At 41.0% G+C, this 19,305-nt stretch carries 11 protein-coding genes; 2 read left to right on the plus strand and 9 right to left on the minus strand.

Going from position 1 to position 19,305, the window contains the following annotated elements; genetic code table 11:
* The 6 genes from DES38_RS04070 to DES38_RS04095 form a co-directional block, all read right to left on the minus strand.
* Positions 1-1,425 (minus strand): FAD-binding domain-containing protein, encoded by a 1,425-nt coding sequence (locus DES38_RS04070; RefSeq protein ID WP_110250818.1) that lies wholly within the window; start codon positions 1,423-1,425, stop codon positions 1-3.
* Between the two features lie 136 nt (positions 1,426-1,561).
* A complete protein-coding gene (locus tag DES38_RS04075; protein ID WP_110250819.1) occupies positions 1,562-1,999 on the minus strand; it encodes an OsmC family protein in 438 nt (145 codons plus the stop codon).
* A gap of 29 nt (positions 2,000-2,028) precedes the next feature.
* The gene (locus tag DES38_RS04080) at positions 2,029-3,045 is read right to left on the minus strand and encodes an arsenic resistance protein (protein ID WP_342767348.1); all 1,017 of its coding nucleotides are present in this window, start codon (positions 3,043-3,045) and stop codon (positions 2,029-2,031) included.
* Positions 3,046-3,492: 447 nt separating this feature from the next.
* Positions 3,493-4,725, minus strand: a complete 1,233-nt coding sequence (locus tag DES38_RS04085) for a TraB/GumN family protein (RefSeq protein WP_110250820.1) — start codon at positions 4,723-4,725, stop codon at positions 3,493-3,495.
* Positions 4,726-4,844: 119 nt separating this feature from the next.
* Complete coding sequence (locus DES38_RS04090) at positions 4,845-7,268, minus strand: sensor domain-containing protein (protein WP_110250821.1); 2,424 nt, start codon at positions 7,266-7,268, stop codon at positions 4,845-4,847.
* A 249-nt stretch (positions 7,269-7,517) separates the two neighbouring features.
* Positions 7,518-10,172 carry an HAD-IC family P-type ATPase gene (locus DES38_RS04095; protein WP_110250822.1) on the minus strand — a complete coding sequence of 885 codons (2,655 nt, stop codon included), beginning with the start codon at positions 10,170-10,172 and terminating at the stop codon, positions 7,518-7,520.
* Between the two features lie 400 nt (positions 10,173-10,572).
* Here DES38_RS04095 and gdhA point away from each other — a divergent pair, with 400 nt between their 5' ends.
* Positions 10,573-11,928: an NADP-specific glutamate dehydrogenase gene (gene gdhA, locus DES38_RS04100; protein WP_110250823.1), complete on the plus strand. Its 1,356-nt coding sequence runs from the start codon at positions 10,573-10,575 to the stop codon at positions 11,926-11,928.
* Positions 11,929-12,259: 331 nt separating this feature from the next.
* Here gdhA and DES38_RS04105 read toward each other — a convergent pair whose 3' ends face one another.
* The gene (locus DES38_RS04105; RefSeq protein WP_245881955.1) at positions 12,260-13,984 is read right to left on the minus strand and encodes a glycoside hydrolase family 13 protein; all 1,725 of its coding nucleotides are present in this window, start codon (positions 13,982-13,984) and stop codon (positions 12,260-12,262) included.
* 355 nt (positions 13,985-14,339) lie between these two features.
* Between DES38_RS04105 and DES38_RS04110 the strand changes: the two genes are divergently transcribed.
* Entirely contained in the window at positions 14,340-15,371 is a 1,032-nt protein-coding gene (locus tag DES38_RS04110; protein ID WP_110250824.1) for a LacI family DNA-binding transcriptional regulator, read from the plus strand.
* Positions 15,372-15,416: 45 nt separating this feature from the next.
* On the opposite strand, the gene DES38_RS04115 is transcribed toward DES38_RS04110, so the two are convergent.
* On the minus strand, positions 15,417-17,984 hold the full coding sequence (locus DES38_RS04115) for a lipocalin-like domain-containing protein (protein ID WP_110250825.1): 2,568 nt from the start codon (positions 17,982-17,984) through the stop codon (positions 15,417-15,419).
* 173 nt (positions 17,985-18,157) lie between these two features.
* Entirely contained in the window at positions 18,158-19,249 is a 1,092-nt protein-coding gene (gene serC / locus DES38_RS04120; protein ID WP_110250878.1) for a 3-phosphoserine/phosphohydroxythreonine transaminase, read from the minus strand.
* Between the last annotated feature and the right edge of the window lie 56 nt (positions 19,250-19,305).

Raw genomic sequence — 19,305 nt, forward strand, 5'->3', positions numbered from 1 at the left:
TTATTCTCCTCCTTTGATGTCTTGATAAGCTGACAGGGCACGCGCTCTTGCCTTTTTATGATCAACGATCGCTCCCGGATAATCTTCGTCTAAAACAATTGACGCTTGCTTTAAGACGGATGTTTTCGTCTCAAATGGTTTAAATAATTCAGGGGGATCTAATTGTTCCAGTTCTGGCAGGTAGCGTTTAATGTATACACCCTCCGGGTCAAATTTTTCCGCCTGTGTTGTCGGGTTAAAAATCCTAAAGAACGGCGAGGCATCAAAGCCAGAGCCCATTACCCATTGCCAACCGAGGGTATTGTTCGCCCGGTCATGGTCAAGTAAGGTTGTTTCAAAATACTTTTGACCGTCTCGCCAATCAATCATTAAATGCTTAACGAGAAATGAAGCAGCAACCATCCGTACCCGGTTATGCATATAGCCCGTTTGATAAAGCTCACGCATACCTGCGTCAACAAAGGGATAACCGGTCCGCCCTTCTTTCCAGCGCTGGAATGCTTTTCCTTTATCTTGCCAAGGAAATTGATCAAATTCACGGCGTAGGGCTTGTGTTTCTGCCTGCGGCTGCTGGTACACTTGTTGATAACTAAAGTCTCGCCAACAAAGTTGTCGCTTCAATTGTTCAATTTCTTCTGCCGTTTCTGTTTGATCAACCCTCCCACTTTGAAGCGCCTCATCCAGACGCGAGGTAATGGTTCGTGGTGAAATGGCACCAACAGCGAGGTAAACGGACAGCCGTGTTGTATCCTCTAAATCAGGACGATCACGGCCAATCGAGTAATGATCGAGTGACTGATCAATAAACTGTTCTAAGCGTTGCAGAGCAGCAGATTCCCCGGGTTCGAAGCTAGCCAGTAACTTAGCAAACCAATCTGGCGTCTTCGTTCGTTTAAATGCATCTGTTTCTCGCTGGATCGGGATCCCTTCACAGTGTTTCGGCTTTTTAAATGGGGGGAACGGATTAACCTGACGCCACGCTTTATAATATGGAGTAAATACTTTATAAGGTTCTCCTTTGTTTGTCGTTACGGCACCCGGCTCGGTTAACACATCGCCGTGAAAGACCTTCACTCCCACACCTAATTGTTCAAGTGCATGTAAAACCGCTGACTCCTTCTCCTGCTCATCTTTTAAATACATGCGGTTAAAGTAGACGGCGTCAATTTCATAAGCTTTCACCCAAGCTTTAAGCACCTCAACTGCTTTACCCGTTTTAGCAATTAACTCAATCCCTTCTTCTTTTAGAGTTGTTTGCAAGTCACCGACATGTTGATTTAACCAAAAATCTTTTGCACTCGTCTTATTTTCTTTATCTATGTATCCACAAATGACTCGGCCATCATGACACGCCTGAGTGAATGCCGGATGATCAATCACCCGCAAATCCTCCCTTAACCAGACCAATATTCGCACTTGCAGCACCTCACTTTCCTGATATATCTATTCCCTAAAATACTTAATTGAAACGAAAAAAGATAGCCCTATCGCTAGGACTATCCCTTGTAGAAATCATTCAGTACGCGTTTAAATCGGTCTATCCTTTTTAATTTGTTAACGCTTAGGCTTTAACCCAGCTATCGATCATTTTTACATCAGCCGCTTTCATCATCGTGTGTACAGGACAACGCGCCTCAACTATGTCTTGCAATTCTTTAATGCGCGCATCAGATTCGGTTGTTTTTACGATAACGTCAACTGTTATCTCTTCGAAATACGGTCGTACACTTAAGTCTCCCATAAAACCACGTGGATCAAATGATCCACTCACGTTAAATGTGAGGCCTTGCAAATCAAATGTCATCTCTTTTGCGGCCATATGAGCGACAACATTCTCACATGCAGCGAGCGATGCCAATAGATTTTGCATTGGATTGGGACCTGAGTCTAATCCACCTACATGTGTGCCTTCATCTAAAATAATTTCATGATTTCCGGTTTTAGCTTTAACAGCCAAACCTTCATTTACTGCACTTACATTGAACGTCATTTTTTTCATAATTAATTATCCCCTTTACTTTTTATATGTTAAGCCTTAATTGGCTTACGCACGGTTTGCTTAATGGGTTGTTCATCTGCTTCGGCTGTACACGGTTTAAACCAACGACTTATCGCTACTTTCCCGTACAAAGTGATGCCTTGTTGTTGCACCACAAAGGCAATGGTCACGATCAATGCAGCTTCTGCACCAAATGATGCAACCGCTAAACCAATCGCAATCGATAAGTTACGCAAAACAGTACCGTTGACTAAGGCTATCCCATCGTCACGGTTGAAGAATTTCACGGCGAAAAAGGTACTTGTGAAAAAATTCAATAAATAAAATAAGATGAGCACCACTGTCGCAATAGCGATTAACTCTAAATTAGACACAATCATGCTTGCTCGTGCACTCACACTAACAAAAACGATAAATAACATCGCCCAGATACTAAGGGGTGCCAGTGCCGGTTTTACACGGTGCTTAAATTCTGCTAAGGTCATCCTTTTCATCATCAGTTTAAAGGTGACGTGCCCTAAAATCATTGGAACAAACACAACGGTTATGATCGTACGGAAGGTTGCTAAAATATCGACATTAACGATTTGACCAACCATTGCCAGCAGATACCAAGGCGTGAGTAATGACCCTAAAATTAAGCCGAAAATCGTTAACTTTACAGCCGCAGGTACATTCCCTTTGTGTATAGCGGTCCATGAAATTGTCATCCCACTCGTTGGCAGTAATGCTGATAACGCAAGTCCTGCAAACATTACTGGATATTCTCTCAGTAAGGTTACGCCTAAGAGATAGGCAATAAACGGGACAATCAAAAAATTAATCATCATGGAAAAGAGCAAGACTTTCGTTCCTTGAACTGAGGTTAATTCTTTAAAATTAAAACCTATCATTGTGACATAGATCATAATGATTGTGGCGAATAGCACGACCGGTTGTAGAAAACGTGTATCAAACACTGTTCCTACTATAAAGGCAATTACTAATGTTAATGGCACGCTAATCATCAAATACCGCTGTGGAAAAGTATAAATATTGTTCAACATCTGACCGCCTCCTTATTTACCTACGTGGGTATAAAAATACTATAAGGGGTATATTTAATTTTGTCAAACACTTTATATTTCTTTCCCTCTTCCCAGTCAAAGTCACGAATGATTGTGACTGTCACACCCAAAAAGAACAAAAAAAGCTAAAACGCTTGTAATCAGCGTTTTAGCAATGAATTTCTCAGGCGATTGCACAATGTGTCACAATCTTTATATACCCTAACTCCCCTATTCTTAACATGTGTGTACTGATTTTTCTCATACCGCCATGACTTTGTCACGTTTTAGACACATATCCATCAACTAACCCTCGGCTCACGGGGATCGAATTACTATTTTTTAAGCGGGATGCTCGTGTTGCAAACTGCTTCTTCACCCTAAAAAAATACCCCCTTCATATCGCCAAGGTGTTTCCACCAAAGATACATGAAAGGGTATAATCCTTTAAAAATTAACCAATGTCAGGACACTATCAATGAAGAGACGGATGACTTCAGTCCCCCCGATGACGGTACCAATGGTTGAGCCTAAGTTAGCAAACATCACAATCAATAAAATTCTGGTCACTTTATTTTTCCAAAAGCCTTTCACTGTATAGACATCATCACTAAGCTGTTCGAAATCACTAACATTTGGCTTTCTCATGTACGCTTGGGTTAAACCAGCAAACCAGCCGGCTGCCATCAACGGATTGAGCGACGTAATCGGCGCAGCGACAAACGCCGTAAGGATTGCTAATGGGTGACCAAAAGCAATCAAGGTGCCTAACGCAGAAAAAGAGCCATTCCATAGTAACCAACGCCACATCTGTTCAACACCTGCATCAGGATTAAAAATAAAAGTTAAAATGACAAGTGCGATAATTGCAATCGGAATGGACCAACCGATCCGTTTAGGCCATTTTGATTTTTTAGGTACCCGTGTTAAAGCTTTTAAATCATGCTTTTTATCGATCTCTTTACGAATGCCAGGAACATGGGCTGCACCTAAGACCGCGACCACCGTCTCACCCGGTGCCGTTCTGATTTTTTCAGCTAAGTACTGATCTCGTTCGTCAATTAATGGTGTTTTGAGTCTCGGGAAATACTCGGTGAATTCATCAAGAATACTTTGTATTGAATCTTGATTTTTCATTTTTTCTAACTCTTCTTCTGTGATGCTCTCATTTGAGAAGATACCTGCCATGACCTGCGTAAGCAGCATCAATTTCCCTTTCATTCCGACACTGCCCCAAATTCTAGCGAAGGTAATTTGAATATTACGGTCAGCCAGGACAAGTTTTGCATCAACTGCTTTTGCCGACTCAATGCCTTGCATCATTTCACGACCCGCTTCAATATTAAATTGTTTAGCAATGCGTTTTTGGAACGATGACACAGCCAAATTCATTAACAAGAGGGTTGTTTTCTTTTCTTTGATCACTTTGAAAATATCCATGTTTTTCCACCGGTTGCCGTCCATCATTGATTGATAGCGTTGTTCATCCAGTTCAATACAGACCGCATCGGGACGAAGGCGTTCAATCACTTCCTTCACTTCTTCCGCACTCGTCTTTGATACGTGTGCTGTCCCAATCAATATGTATGTCTTTCCTTCTTTTTCAATTGTTACCACGGTATTGGTTTGTTCTGTTTCGGATAATTCTTCTAGTACAGCTTGCTTATTCGTTTCAGTCATTTTCTCTGCCTACCTTTTCAAAAAGTCTCTGCCTTATAGTATAACCTAGATTAATCGAGATGGCGAAAAAAAGCTTTCGGCACTCACGTATGGTGAATAATAAAAACAGTCTTCCTAATTTAAGAAGACTGTTGTGACTGATTGAGGTATTTTTCAAAGGCATCCAGTGGCAAAGGTTTACTAAAAAAGTAGCCTTGAACGTAATCACATTTCGTCTGTTTTAAGAACTCAAACTGTTCCTGTGTTTCCACACCCTCAGCAACTAATTGTAAACTCAAGCTCTTACCCATCGCAATAATCGCCTCAACAATACCGGTTGTGTTTTCAATATCTTGCACAAAGGATTGATCAATTTTTAATTCATGGACGCTCAAGCGGTGCAGTTTCTCTAAAGAGGAATAACCCGTCCCAAAATCATCTATCGAAACGCGAATCCCCAGCTTCACTAAATCATTAATCGACTGTCGCACGATGGTCGAGTTGCTAATTGATGTTTCTTCTGTTACTTCAAGAATTAAATGCGCAGCTGGAAACGTTGTTTCAGCAAGAATCGCTTTAATATTTTCAACACACGTGTCACTTTCAAGCTGTTGTACCGATACGTTAATGGATACGGTAAACGCCGCCTCGCGCTTTTGGGTCAACGCTAACATTTCGGTACAGACCTGCCTTAACACCCAGTTACCAATGGAGTGAATGTAGCCGTATTTCTCTGCAATCGGAATAAACTCTCCTGGCGAGACGCCACCGAGCGTAGGTGATTCCCAGCGAATTAATGCTTCAACACCCGTGACGTGATTCGTTTCGACATTGATGATTGGTTGATAATTCATGATAAATTCTTGATGATAATCTGCTTGTTGAAGGGCTGTTTTTACACGAAACTCCCGCTTTACTGCTTCGCCAAATTTCTTCGAAAAGTACTCAAAAGCATTTCCTTCTCGACTTTTAGCACGGTACATCGCAATATCAGCATTCATTAACAACTCACTCGCATTTGTTCCATCTTCTGGATAAGACGCTATACCAAAGCTACAAGAAATAAATAAATCATGACCATGTATACGAAAAGGGCGACTTAAAATATTAAACAAAACATCCAACTTATCTTCCACTTGTCGATTTGTCATTTTATAAGGAATGATGACAAATTCATCACCACTAATCCGTCCAACGATTGATTGATGAAAGACATTGTTAATGAGGCTTGCCAATTTAATTAACAGCTTATCACCCGCGGCGTGACCTAAGCTATCATTAATATTTTTAAACGCATCAATATCTCCATAAATTACTGTCACCTGATCAGATTGATCAGCATTAGCTTTTATTTCTCGCCTAATCGCACGCATGATGTATGAGCGATTAAACAAGCTCGTCAATTCATCATGATTCATCAAAGAAGTAATATGCTTTTCATACGCTTTTGACTCACTGATATCATTGATGATGCCTACTAAGCGCTCAATTTCCCCATTGTTACCTCTGATAGAAAAGATCTTTAAATACTCCGGAAAAACTTCACCACTTTTACGCCGATTCCATATCTCACCTGACCAGCCACCTTGGTCTAAAATAGCTTGCCACATCGTTTGATAAAAAGCTTTATTATGTTCCCCGGACTGTAAAAGCCTAGGGTTTTTCCCCATAACTTCATCACTTGTATAACCCGTAATTGTTGTATACGCTTGGTTGACCCACTGAATTTCTGCCTCTGCATTTGTAATGACAACACCTTGTGTTGTATTCTCCAACACAGAAGCTAGCATGTGGTTCCTTGATTTTAAAGCCGCTTCTTCTCGTTTATCAATATATATGGCACACGTCGCCACTTGCATCTGTCCCACATAAACCGGGATGGCAATGAGTTGCACTTCAATCCAGGTACCATCCTTATGTCGCCGGATTGTATCTTGATTAATGACCAACCCCTGTTCCATCGTATTCTTATTTGAAGCAAACACTTCTTCGTTTCCATCAGGATAAATACGTTCAGGCGGTGTATAATTCGTCAGCTCAGCAGCCGTGTAGCCAAATAACGCCTCAAAATGTTCATTAACTCTATTCATCCGGTACTCACTATCCATGATAACAATAGCATTAGGCGACTGATCAAATAATGTCTGAAAGAAAGAATTCTTCTCCAAAACATCGGTAACGTCCGTAATCAGCGAGAACAGCAGCGACTGATGATTAAACACCACTGGAATGCTGTCAACTTTCACCTCGCGGATCTGTCCATCCTTCAGTCGATGACGAAAATGAAAACTATTTTTATTGCGTTTTTTAGCTAAACTCATCTGGCTTCTCACGTCTTCAGGAGATAATGTATTAATATCATATATCGTCATTGATTTAAGCATTTCTTTAGTGTATTGATAAAATTGAATGGCTGTTAAATTCGCATCAACAATACTTCCATCAGCCGGGTCAATAATTAACACCGGTAAATGATGGTGTTCGAATAACACATGATATAATGCACCGTAATCCTCCCCTTGAACATTGTACGTGTTACCTTGTTGACCCGATAATTCTGACATTTACTTCCCCTGCCTTTATTTTTCCACGTTAGTTATATCCTAGTATACCTAATCTTTGATAAATTGTCCCGATATCGTGACATTTTATACCTAATACCTGAAATATATCCAATCTGAGAAACAATACCTGTTGCTATCTCAACAAATCAATCCCTTCCGACAATTAAAAGCCATAATTTGAAAACTAAACAGCATCTACTGTACCTTCAGAGAGGGCTTTCCTCCTTGAACCTTGACATCAATACCTCTTTACTTTCGCTTAAATAGTCGATGCGTCATAAACTTTTCAATTTCCACCACAACAAAGACCATTAGACCAATTCCCACTGGGAAAATCCAGTGAGATAATTCAATCGGGTAAAGCCCTAGCGCTGTCTGTAGAAAGGGAAGGTAAGTAACTAAGAACTGAACGATCAATAAGATTAGTGAAACAAGAAAAGCTGCTTTATTTTTAAAGAAGTCTTTATTTAAACTAAAATGACGCTCATTTCTCACATTAAACATATGAAAGAGTTGAGCAAACACTAATGCATGTAAAGTGATGGTATTCACATGAGCCTCTGCATAGCTGTCAAGTAAGGTCTGATTCATTAACATAATTGAACCACCGATTAGTATGGATACAAATAAGATGCGGAACATATAATAGGGACTCAACAATTGTTCATTTGATTTTCGTGGTGGTTTCTCCATGGTTCCTTTTTCTAGTGGCTCAAATGCAAGGGCCAAAGCAACCGTTACAGCTGTGACCATATTAACATAGAGTATTTGCACCGGTGTGAGTGGCATTTGCAGGCCAATTAATAGGGCAGCCAATACTAGAAACGCTTCGGCACCGTTAGTTGGAAGGATAAATAGAATGGTTTTCTTTAAGTTATCATACACACGCCGCCCCTCTCGAACAGCGTTAACAATGGTTGAAAAGTTATCATCAACAAGAACCATTTCAGAAGCTTCTTTTGCGACTTCTGTTCCTTTAATCCCCATTGCTACCCCAATATCCGCACGCTTCAGTGCAGGCGCATCATTAACCCCGTCACCAGTCATGGCACTAATGTGACCATTCGCTTGTAAAGCTTCAACAAGCTGCAATTTATTCATCGGGCTCGTTCTGGCAAAGACATCGACACGTTCGACAACTTCCCGTCTTTCCTCATCTGACATGTCATCGAGGGCACGGCCTTCAATCACTTCTTCTCGATCGGTAATCTTCATTTCCCTAGCAATTGCTAACGCTGTTTCTTTATGATCACCGGTAATCATCTTAACCCGAATACCCGCTCGCTTACATAACTTGACCGCTTCAATTGCCTCTTCACGTGGTGGGTCGAGAATACCCGCCAAACCAAGTAATGTTATCCCTTCACTCACATCCTGATGATCAATCGCCGAGGCGCTAGCCGCTACGTTTTTTACTGCCGCTGCAATCACGCGTTCGCCGTGCTTTGTGCGTTTGCGCATTTTGTTTTCCCAATACAAGCGCTCATCTGATCCCTCCTGAAGTCCCGCCATATCAAAGAGTCGATCTGGCGCACCTTTAAGATAGATTTTCTTTTGTCCGTCCTCCTCAACAAGACCAGCCATGTACTTATAATCTGAGTCAAACGGAATTTTATCGATCATCTGTAAACGTTCAATCGTTGTCTTCGCTTTTTCAGCAAGGGTTATCAAACAGCCTTCCGTCGGTTCACCAAAGACTTGCCATTGACCATCATCTGACCGAATGTCTGAGGCATTTACCGTCTTCACCGCTGTTAAAAACTGATGGAGCGTACTACCTTTTTCTACTTCGACTGGCTCACCGCGATCACATAAATCACCTTTTGGTTGATACCCCGTTCCTGTTACTTCGATGGTTTGATTATCCGTTACCACCGCTTGTACTGTCATCTCATTTTTCGTTAAGGTTCCTGTTTTATCTGAACAGATGACTGATACTGCGCCTAGCGTTTCCACCGATGGTAAGGTACGCATAATTGCTTTTTCATCCGCCATGGTTTGGACACCAATCGCTAAAATAATTGATAGGATTGCTGGCAGTCCTTCCGGAATCGCTGCAACCATCAAGCCAATCACCGATAACAACAATTCGCCCCACGGATAATTATGAAAAACTAAACCGAAAACAAATAAGACTACCGCCAGCACCACAATAACAATGGCAATCATTTTCCCGAAGTGATCCGTTTGTTTTAACAGTGGTGTTTTAATTTCTTTGACGGTTTGCATCGAGCTATTAATCTTGCCGAGTTCAGTACTCTCTCCTGTTTCAACCACAATGCCTTTGGCAGAACCTGAAGCGACTGATGTCCCTGAAAATGTTAAGTTTAAACGATCACCAAGTGCAGTGTCTTCCGGCAAGGACGCCGTATCTTTTTTCACAGCGGTTGATTCACCCGTTAATGCAGATTCTTCTACCTTAAAACGATCTGCTTCTATTAAACGTAAATCCGCTGGGATTTTATCACCCGCTTTAAGCATGACAATGTCACCAGGTACGAGTGCTTCCGCATTCACTTCATGTCGGTCGCCATCTCTAATAACCGTCGCCTTCAACGACAACATCTTTTGGATACCATCTAAAGCTTTTTCTGCTTTCGACTCTTGAATATAACCGATTAATGCATTGATAACAGCGACAAGCACAATGACAATCGTGTCAATATAGTGACCGAGCACTAAGGTAATGATCGCTGCTGCTAACAGAATATAAATCAACACATCATTAAAGTGCAAAAGAAACTTCTTCCACGCCGATGTTTTTGCTTCATCTGGCAACTTATTTTCACCATGCTTTGTCAGCTTTTGATTTACTTTCGCTTCACTTAACCCATTGTTTAGATCTGTGTCTAATTCTTCACGCACTTCCTCAATATCTTTTGTAAACCATAAATAGTCCGCCATCGCTAGGCACCCCCATGTTACATCCTTATTTCACTTCCCGATATTTATACACATCTTATCCTCATCATTCCTTAATTTTTCACAAATTAAACCCTTCACTTCTCCTATCCACAAGGAAACGCCTTCTATTCAACCTGATCGCTGCATTGTCGTTTATCTTTAAAAAAGATGAAAAAACACGCATAAATTGATCAGAATACGGGAAAAAGATTAGCGGTGACTAATAATTTGAAATCCACATCAAAATTAGACATATTTTTTGACCACCTATCTCAATTAGAGATCGTTCTGATGATAGATACGTATTGTTTAGTGTTCAGAAAAGCTTTAGAATAAAAAGTGGACCAAGTTCAAAATTATCAGTCAATTTATTAAATTTATAATAGGAGGAATTATTTACATGTCAAAAGATGTTGCATTAAATTATGTGAACGACGTATTTGAAACAGTAAAAAAACGTAACCCAGGTGAAGCAGAATTTCAACAAGCGGTAAAAGAAATCTTAGATTCACTTGTTCCGGTCTTTGAGAAAGAACCGAAATATATCGATCACGCTATTTTAGAGCGTATGATTGAGCCAGAACGTATTATTTCATTCCGTGTTCCATGGGTAGACGATGAAGGTAAGGTACAAGTTAACCGTGGTTTCCGCGTTCAATTTAACAGTGCGATTGGCCCTTATAAAGGTGGTCTTCGTTTCCACCCATCTGTCAACGCAAGCATTGTTAAATTCCTAGGCTTTGAACAAATCTTCAAAAACTCTTTAACTGGCCAACCTATTGGTGGCGGTAAAGGTGGATCTGACTTTGAGCCAAAAGGTAAATCAGACAACGAAGTGATGCGCTTCTGTCAAAGCTTCATGAGTGAGCTTTCTAAACATATCGGACCAGATACTGACGTACCTGCAGGGGATATTGGCGTCGGTGCCCGTGAAATTGGTTTCTTATTCGGCCAATACAAAAAAATGCGTGGCGGTTATGAAGCGGGTGTCCTAACTGGTAAGCAACTTGGATTCGGTGGTAGTTTAGCACGTACGGAAGCAACAGGTTACGGTACTGTTTATTTCATGGAAGAAATGCTAAAAGGTAAAGATGATAGCTTGAAAGGCAAAACTGTTGTCGTTTCAGGTTCAGGTAACGTATCGATTTATGCGATTGAAAAAGCGCATGAATTAGGAGCTAAAGTCGTTGCATGTTCTGACTCTAATGGCTATGTCTACGATAAAGATGGCATTAACTTAGATACGGTAAAACGTCTTAAAGAAGTTGAACGTAAACGTATTAAAGAATATGTAAATGAACATCCGAATGCAGAATACCATGATGATTTCAAAAACATTTGGAACGTAAAATGTGATATCGCCTTGCCTTGCGCAACTCAAAATGAGTTAGATCAGCATAGCGCAAAAACATTGATTGATAATGGTGTTCAAGCCGTCGCAGAAGGTGCTAACATGCCTTCTACCCTTGAAGCGATTGAATTGTTCCACCAACATAACGTTCTCTTCGGACCAGCTAAAGCAGTAAACGCTGGTGGTGTAGCTGTTTCAGCACTTGAAATGGCTCAAAACTCATCACGTATTGCTTGGTCATTCGAAGAAGTTGACGGAAAACTTCATGAGATTATGAAAGACATTTATAAAAACAGCATCGAAGCTGCTGAAAAATATGGCGAACCAGGCAACTTAGTTGTCGGTGCTAACATTGCCGGTTTCTTAAAAGTTGCTGATGCAATGGTCGCACAAGGGGTCATTTAAGCAAGACTTGCTCACACTTAAATAAGCAACTGAATCGTTAATGTTACATTAAAAATCACGTGTGCTTCTGGCATACGTGATTTTTTTATTTTTTTATCTAATTCATATTAAATTAATCGGAATTATGTGTTATACTATGATAAATCCCATAAAGGAGCGAGATTCATATGAAACAAATCCCGATTATCGATATCCGTAGTTGCCTATTACTCATCATTCTAGCCGTTCTATATGTCGTTTATCGTCTCTTTCTATAAAAACAAACAGCCCCTCTATCGAAGAGCAGACTGTTTGTTTTTTTCTATTCATTTTCATGAAAATGTCCAGTTAACTACTTAGTGGTTTTAACAACATGATAGCCAAATCCAGCTAACGCATCACCTGAGGCCGTTGATAGGAGCGTTTCTCCTGCTGGTGTATCTTCTAACGGTAAAGATTGAGCTGTCGGATTAATCATAAAGGTGTAGATTGCATGACTGGCATCCTTTTGGTAAATAAGGAGCGCCGAGTCGTTCTCAACAAACGAGAAGTTTGACTGACTACTAAAGCCCGCTTCCGTTTTCCGGAGCTGAATAAGCGTCTTTAAGTAATTGCGTAGTGCTGTGTCTTGTTCTTCTTCCTCCCAAACCATACATGCGCGTGAAGCCGGCTCTTCACCACCGACCATACCAATTTCATCCCCGTAATAAATACATGGCGACCCTGGATATGAGAATTGGAATAAGTACATCAGTTTTGCAATCGCTCGGTTATCACCTGCTTGTGTAATCAATCGAGCTGTATCATGACTTGCTAACATGTTAAAAAGATGTTCGGTCACATTTTGTGGATACATATGCAACAATTGCGTTAATCGGTCAATAAACCCTCGTTTATCTATCTCCTGCGTGACTAAGAAATCTAACAAACTATCCACAAGTGGATAATTCATCACCGCATCAAACTGATCCCCTTGTAACCATTTCATCGAATCGTGCCAAATTTCTCCTAAAATATACACATCAGGTTTGACCGCTTTAACTTCTTCTCTAAATCGACGCCAGAAACGATGATCTACTTCGTTAGCGACATCCAATCGCCAACCATCGATATCAAATGCTTCAATCCAGTAACGACTCACACGTAGTAAATAATCTTCGACCTCTTTGTTAGTCGTGTTTAATTTTGGCATCCGACTAACAAACCCAAACGTTTCATAATTTGGGCGTGGCGTTTCGACAATTGGAAACGCATGAATATGGAACCAATCTTTGTATTTAGAGTCTTGTTGATGCGTGAGCACATCTTGAAACGGCGCAAACTCATAACCACTATGATTAAAGACCGCATCAAGCATGACACGAATCCCCCGGGCATGACACGTATCAACAAGTTTTTTAAACGTTTCTTTATCACCAAAGTGTGGATCGATTTCAAAGTAGTCGGTTGTGTCATATTTATGATTGCTCTTCGCTTTAAAAATCGGCGTGAAGTATAGGCCAGTAATTCCTAAATCTACTAAGTAATCTAAGCCATCTAGCACACCTTGCAAATCCCCACCATAAAAACTTCTTGGCGTAATGACACCTTCACCCCAATCCTTGGCCTGAGCAGGGGTTATGGTGTCATCGCCATTTCTAAATCGTTCGGGAAAGATCTGATACCAAACCGTATCTTTCACCCAGTCCGGTGCATTGAAATTATCAACTGCATGTAAATAAGGGACGCAGAAGTAATCACCTATTTCTGTCGATGGCTCAGTGAAGATACCGCGTTCGAGATAAAAGATGACCTCACCGTTTACCCCTGTCACTCTGAAACCGTACCGCATTCGGTGATTTGGCGGTTCGACAGCTACTTTAAAGTAATCCACCGTCGTTGTTTCTCCTGTTTTCATCATTGGCTTTACTTCATAGTTCCACGTTTTTTCTGTGAAATTATACGGATCACCAAAAATTAATTCCACCGCTTCGACATCATCGTGTTTCACTTGCAGCATGATATGTAATGTATCACGATCATATCCATAAGCGTATTCATTAATGGGGCGATGGAAAATCATTTCTTTTTGCATCATATTCACCTATCCTTTTTGTATTTTTAAGCAACCGGTTGCATTTTGCGTTGCTCAACTTCCGACCTATCGAATCATTTACAGTAAAAATGTTCATCTTTAAATATAAACGCTTACATTTTAATGGTCAAGCGTTTGCACGCTTTTTGTAAAATCTTTATAAAAGTATTTAAAAATGCTTAGTCTTGCTTTATAATATGGTTACGCGCTTTCATGTTTTTTATCAAACGGTTGCATGAACCTATTTTTTACCGCTAAATCGTTTCACGTTACGCTGCATTGACTAAAATACAGCGATGTATTTAGCGTTAAGAAATATGTGAGCGCTTCAATCATCACAGAAAAGGATGCGATAATAATGGCCGTTACAATTAAAGACGTCGCCAAAAAAGCAAATGTTGCACCATCAACGGTCTCGCGTGTCATCGCTGATAGCCCGAGAATAAGTACGGATACAAAAAAACGCGTAAGAAAAGCGATGAAAGAGCTTGGTTATCATCCTAATGTTAACGCCCGTAATTTAGCGGTACGTTCCTCTAAAGCGATTGGCGTCATTATGCCATCTTCCGCAGAAACCGCCCTACAAAACCCCTTCTTTCCAGAAGTTCTTCGCGGGGTTGGTACAGTGGCGCATGAAACAGAGTATTCGTTATACGTCTCCACCGGGGGCAATGATCAACAGTTATACGAAGAAGTAAAGCGGATGGTGTATGGCCACCGGGTGGATGGGATTATCCTGCTTTATTCACGAATGAACGATGCAATTATGGACTTTCTCGTTGAGGAAAAATTCCCTTTCGTGGTTGTAGGTAAGCCCTATGAAAACGAAAGCAGCATCACTTATGTCGATAACGATAATGTCTCTGCATCTAAAGACGTTACCAACCATTTAATCGACTTCGGCCACACCGCTATCGCCTTTATCGGTGGAACGACCGATCTTGTTGTAACTAAAGACCGCGAGCTTGGGTATGAACAAGCATTAAAAGATGCTGGTATCCCTTATAACGAGGACTATATCATTCATGATGAATTTAGCCGCTCCAGTGGTAAAAAAGCAGTTGAACAGCTCTTAACATTAAACCATCCACCGACAGCGATGGTGCTCACAGATGATATGATGAGCTTGGGGGTTATCAATATGTTAGAAGAGTTTGGTCTCGAATGTCCCGATGATATTTCGATTACCAGTTTCAATAACCTTTACTTGTCCGAGATTACGCGACCGCCACTGACAACGGTCGATATTCAAATCTACAAACTTGGCATCCAGGGCGCTAAATGTTTAATTGAACAGCTTCAATCAAAAGATGAACCTGCCAAGCGCGTGATTGTACCTTACGCTATCAAACATCGCTCATCAACAAAACGATTACATTCAAATGACTAAAATGCGCAACGCCCTTGATGGGCCTTGCGCATTTTTTCTGTCTTGTCATTCGGCTAGCTGCGCAATCTCTTCCCCTGAAAGCGCGCCTTGATATAATCTCACTTCATCAATCCAGCCATTAAACGGTGGATCCCAGTGATTTACACCGAGACCAAAGTAACTCGCACCACTTGATAAGTCAACAGCTAAACCGTCACCTTGGAATACCTCCTCACCATTTATGTAGAAGGTTAAACCCTCACCTTCTACAACCACACCTAAGTGATGCCATTCATTTTCTTTAATTCGGCGCATTGCCGAAGCATCAAACCAGGTTTCACTTCCAGACCAGACCATTGTCTGTTCTGTATGCCCATAAGGGACCACACTGATCCATTGTTCTGGTGTTGTTGCAGCGAAAAATGCAGAAGTATGTTGTGTGAATTGTTCAGGTTTGATAAACATTGACACCGTATAGGCTGCTTGATCAATAATCCCATCTTTTAATCTTAAGCCAGATGTTCCATCAAAATAAGCGGCTTGATTTTTAAGCCCTTGATCAAATGTAATTTCTCCACCGGTATGATCAATTTTATCACCTGTGGTCGTTACCGTGTGGCTATCATCCTCTTGATCAATTAAATCACCATCAAACGGCAAATAGCTAACCAATTGTGCTGATTCCTGACCACGTACAGTCACTTCGAATTGTTTTGTCATTGTTTCTTGGTCGTGAGTAATTGTCGCCGTTAATGTGACCACGCCATCCTTTCCATTTGGACGGTCGACCTTTCCCGTTTGATCGATGATGGTCTCATCACTTGTTACCCAATCGATTGTCGCACCGTCAAACGCTTCCGTTACAAGGTCTAAGTCGCGAGTAACATGATTCGGGTTTCCAATCGATAAGCCTTTAACGATTTCCTCAACTATCTCATGCGAAGCAAGGTCAGAAGAAAGGGATTGCACCCCCCAAATCGATACCCCTTGGTCTGACAACGCAGTAAATGACATAACACCTCGCTTACTTTGTTCATCCCACACTTCCACAAAAACACCTTGATAGTCAATATCATTAATCGTTAACGTCGCATCAGCCCCCTCATGTTTCCAAGTCCCTTCAACCGCACCAGAGAGCGTGCCATCACTGTGAAGGGTTAGTGGCTTGCTTTCCTTTATTGCCGTGGCATTATCTTTCCCATGATTGATGTACTTATAACTTCCGGCTATTTCCTCAACTGTAAAATCGTCAATCAATGCTTCTCCTGCATAACGTTTCGGGGCAACAACCGGCCAGCCATCCTGGTTCATAAACATCTGATGGATCCTGAGTTGATGGCCTTCACCTTGATTGGGAAAACGACTATGAAAGGCTAAAAATTGTGCACCTGTATCCGGGTCAGTGTACACCGAGTTATGACCTGGCGACATGTAACCTTGCCCTGGTCCCAAACCTGGTTCACCTAACGTGCGTTTAAACATAAAGTTCCCCATTAATTTGTTGCCAAATTGACTGTTCGATGTATTAGCAGGTAGTACTGCCGGTTTACCTGCTGCGTCAACATAAGGACCCTCCGGTGACGCTGAGCGGAATTGACGCATATGGTATGCCCCGTCTGCTTCGAGCCAACCATATGTGACATAGAGATAATAGAAAGCTGTCTCTGCGTTATATTCAATATAAGGACCTTCTCCTGACTCATAGTAACCGCCAGATAGCTTTGTCCCAAAATATGAATCAATCATCCGGCCATCTTCAGTTTCACCGTCTGAACTAGGATAGATCACGGCACCCGTTGTTTTATCAAGTTCTAAGAGGAAAATTCCTCCTGACCATGAACCATAACTCATATACAAGCGTCCGTCCGCACTAAAGAATAGATTGGCATCAATCGCGTTCGGATAATCCCGGTTATTATAGGAGCCATCCCCATTAAACCAATCGTCATTTACTGCCGTCAACGTTCCCTCTTCAATCAACTCATCAATATGGGTTTGACGCCACTGTTTATTAACATCACTCGCTTCATCGTACTGTTCATCTTCTGTGAAGCCGGAATAGACGAGTGTATCCACATACTGATAAGGGCCTTCAATGTCTTTCGCAACCGCGAAACCAATTGCAGAACGAATATACGTTGAAGAAACACTATAATGCATCATGTATGCGCCGGTTGTGCCATCTTCATGTTGGTAATCCGGGTTCCAAAAAATATCAGGCGCCCATACAGAAAATCCACCCGAGGAATCTGCATCGTCTTCACCTGCCCACAGAAAAGACTCCGCAAGGTTATTCGATAAGTCATCATATAACACGTTGTCAGGCGTTTGATAGCCATTTGTAAAGCGTTCCCAACTGATCAAATCATCTGATTTTGCCGCTTCAATATGCGTGCCAAAAACGTAAAATTGATCATCTGTTTTTATAATCGACGGATCATGTACGGACACCTCATCAAAATGGGGGGCAGATAATTCTGAAGACCAAACGACTGTTTCTTCATTTGCTCCACGTGTTGCATCACCTTCCTTGTTTTCTGCCGGTTCATCACGATTTATTCCAATTAGTACAGCCGCAATAATTATACCAACGAGTACAACACCCGCAATTATGCCTTGTTTTTTCTTCTTCATCTCACCACTCCTTTTTCATTACACACATTAACTTGTACTTACATTTTATAAAGCGTTTTCATAAATGTCAACACTTAAACGAACAAGTTAAGTGAATGATTCCAAGCAGCGTGATCTAAATCAAAAAAACCACATGCGCAAAACGCGCATGTGGTTCCATGAATAATGCATTACTAGCTATTTTTTTGATCAAATTCTTTAATAAAGTCAACCAGTGCTTGTACACCTTCAACTGGCATTGCGTTATAAATACTTGCACGCATACCGCCGACAGAACGGTGACCTTTTAAGGTAACTAGCCCGCGCGCTTCTGCTTCCTTTAAGAATTTCTTCTCAAGTTCTTCGTCGCCCGTTTTAGATAAGAAAGGAACGTTCATCCAAGAACGATCACGGTCCTTGATTGATGCTTCAAACAAAATTGAATGATCAATGGTTTCATATAGAAGATTTGCCTTATCTTCATTAATTTTCGCCATATTTTCTAAACCACCAATATCTTCTTTCAACCAATCGAACACTAATTTCGCCATATAAATTGAGAAGGTTGGTGGCGTGTTGTAAATCCCTTTCGCCTTCTGGTGTACCGCATAATCTAACATAGACGGTACAGAGCTATCCGCTTGTCCAATTAAATCTTTACGAATAATAACAACTGTCATTCCCGCTGGTCCGATATTTTTTTGCGCCCCAGCGTAAATCAAACCATAATTCGTTACATCAATTTGTTCAGATAAAATATTTGAAGACATATCCGCTACAATCGGAATGTCACCTGTGTCTGGTAAGTCATAGAAGGCCGTACCTTCGATTGTATTATTTGTTGTAATATGCACGTAATCCGCTTCAGGGTCAATCATGTCCCGTGTAACTTTAGGAATATGAGATAAATCTGCGCCATGCGAATTGGCAATCACACGCGGTGTACCGAATTTTTTAGCTTCTTCATATGCTTTTTGAGCCCATGAGCCGGTAACCACATAATCTGCTTTTTTATTGTTCACCATTAAGTTCATAGGTACCATCGCGAATTGCGTCGATGCCCCACCTTGTAAAAACATCACGGAATAATCATCCGGAATATTCATTAATTCGCGTAATGTTTTCTCTGCGTCTTGAATAATATCCATAAATAATTTGCCTCGGTGACTCAATTCCATGACTGACATGCCAGAGCCTTTGTAATTAGATAGCTCCGCTTCTGCTTTTTTTAGTACACTTTTCGGTAATGTCGATGGTCCTGCTGAAAAGTTATAAACTGGATTCATAATTTTAACCACACCTTGTTTTTTATTTTTTTCTGCCATCTTTACTTTATATAAAA

The sequence above is a fragment of the Streptohalobacillus salinus genome (assembly GCF_003201605.1).
Taxonomy (GTDB): Bacteria; Bacillota; Bacilli; order Bacillales; family Amphibacillaceae; genus Streptohalobacillus; species Streptohalobacillus salinus.

Coding starts and splice junctions, on each gene's coding strand:
- DES38_RS04075 (WP_110250819.1), bottom strand. CDS start 1,999: ATGAAAAAAATGACGTTCAATGTAAGTGCAGTAAATGAAGGTTTGGCT.
- DES38_RS04080 (WP_342767348.1), bottom strand. CDS start 3,045: ATGTTGAACAATATTTATACTTTTCCACAGCGGTATTTGATGATTAGC.
- DES38_RS04085 (WP_110250820.1), bottom strand. CDS start 4,725: ATGACTGAAACGAATAAGCAAGCTGTACTAGAAGAATTATCCGAAACA.
- DES38_RS04090 (WP_110250821.1), bottom strand. CDS start 7,268: ATGTCAGAATTATCGGGTCAACAAGGTAACACGTACAATGTTCAAGGG.
- DES38_RS04095 (WP_110250822.1), bottom strand. CDS start 10,172: ATGGCGGACTATTTATGGTTTACAAAAGATATTGAGGAAGTGCGTGAA.
- gdhA (WP_110250823.1), top strand. CDS start 10,573: ATGTCAAAAGATGTTGCATTAAATTATGTGAACGACGTATTTGAAACA.
- DES38_RS04105 (WP_245881955.1), bottom strand. CDS start 13,984: ATGATGCAAAAAGAAATGATTTTCCATCGCCCCATTAATGAATACGCT.
- DES38_RS04110 (WP_110250824.1), top strand. CDS start 14,340: ATGGCCGTTACAATTAAAGACGTCGCCAAAAAAGCAAATGTTGCACCA.
- DES38_RS04115 (WP_110250825.1), bottom strand. CDS start 17,984: ATGAAGAAGAAAAAACAAGGCATAATTGCGGGTGTTGTACTCGTTGGT.
- serC (WP_110250878.1), bottom strand. CDS start 19,249: ATGAATCCAGTTTATAACTTTTCAGCAGGACCATCGACATTACCGAAA.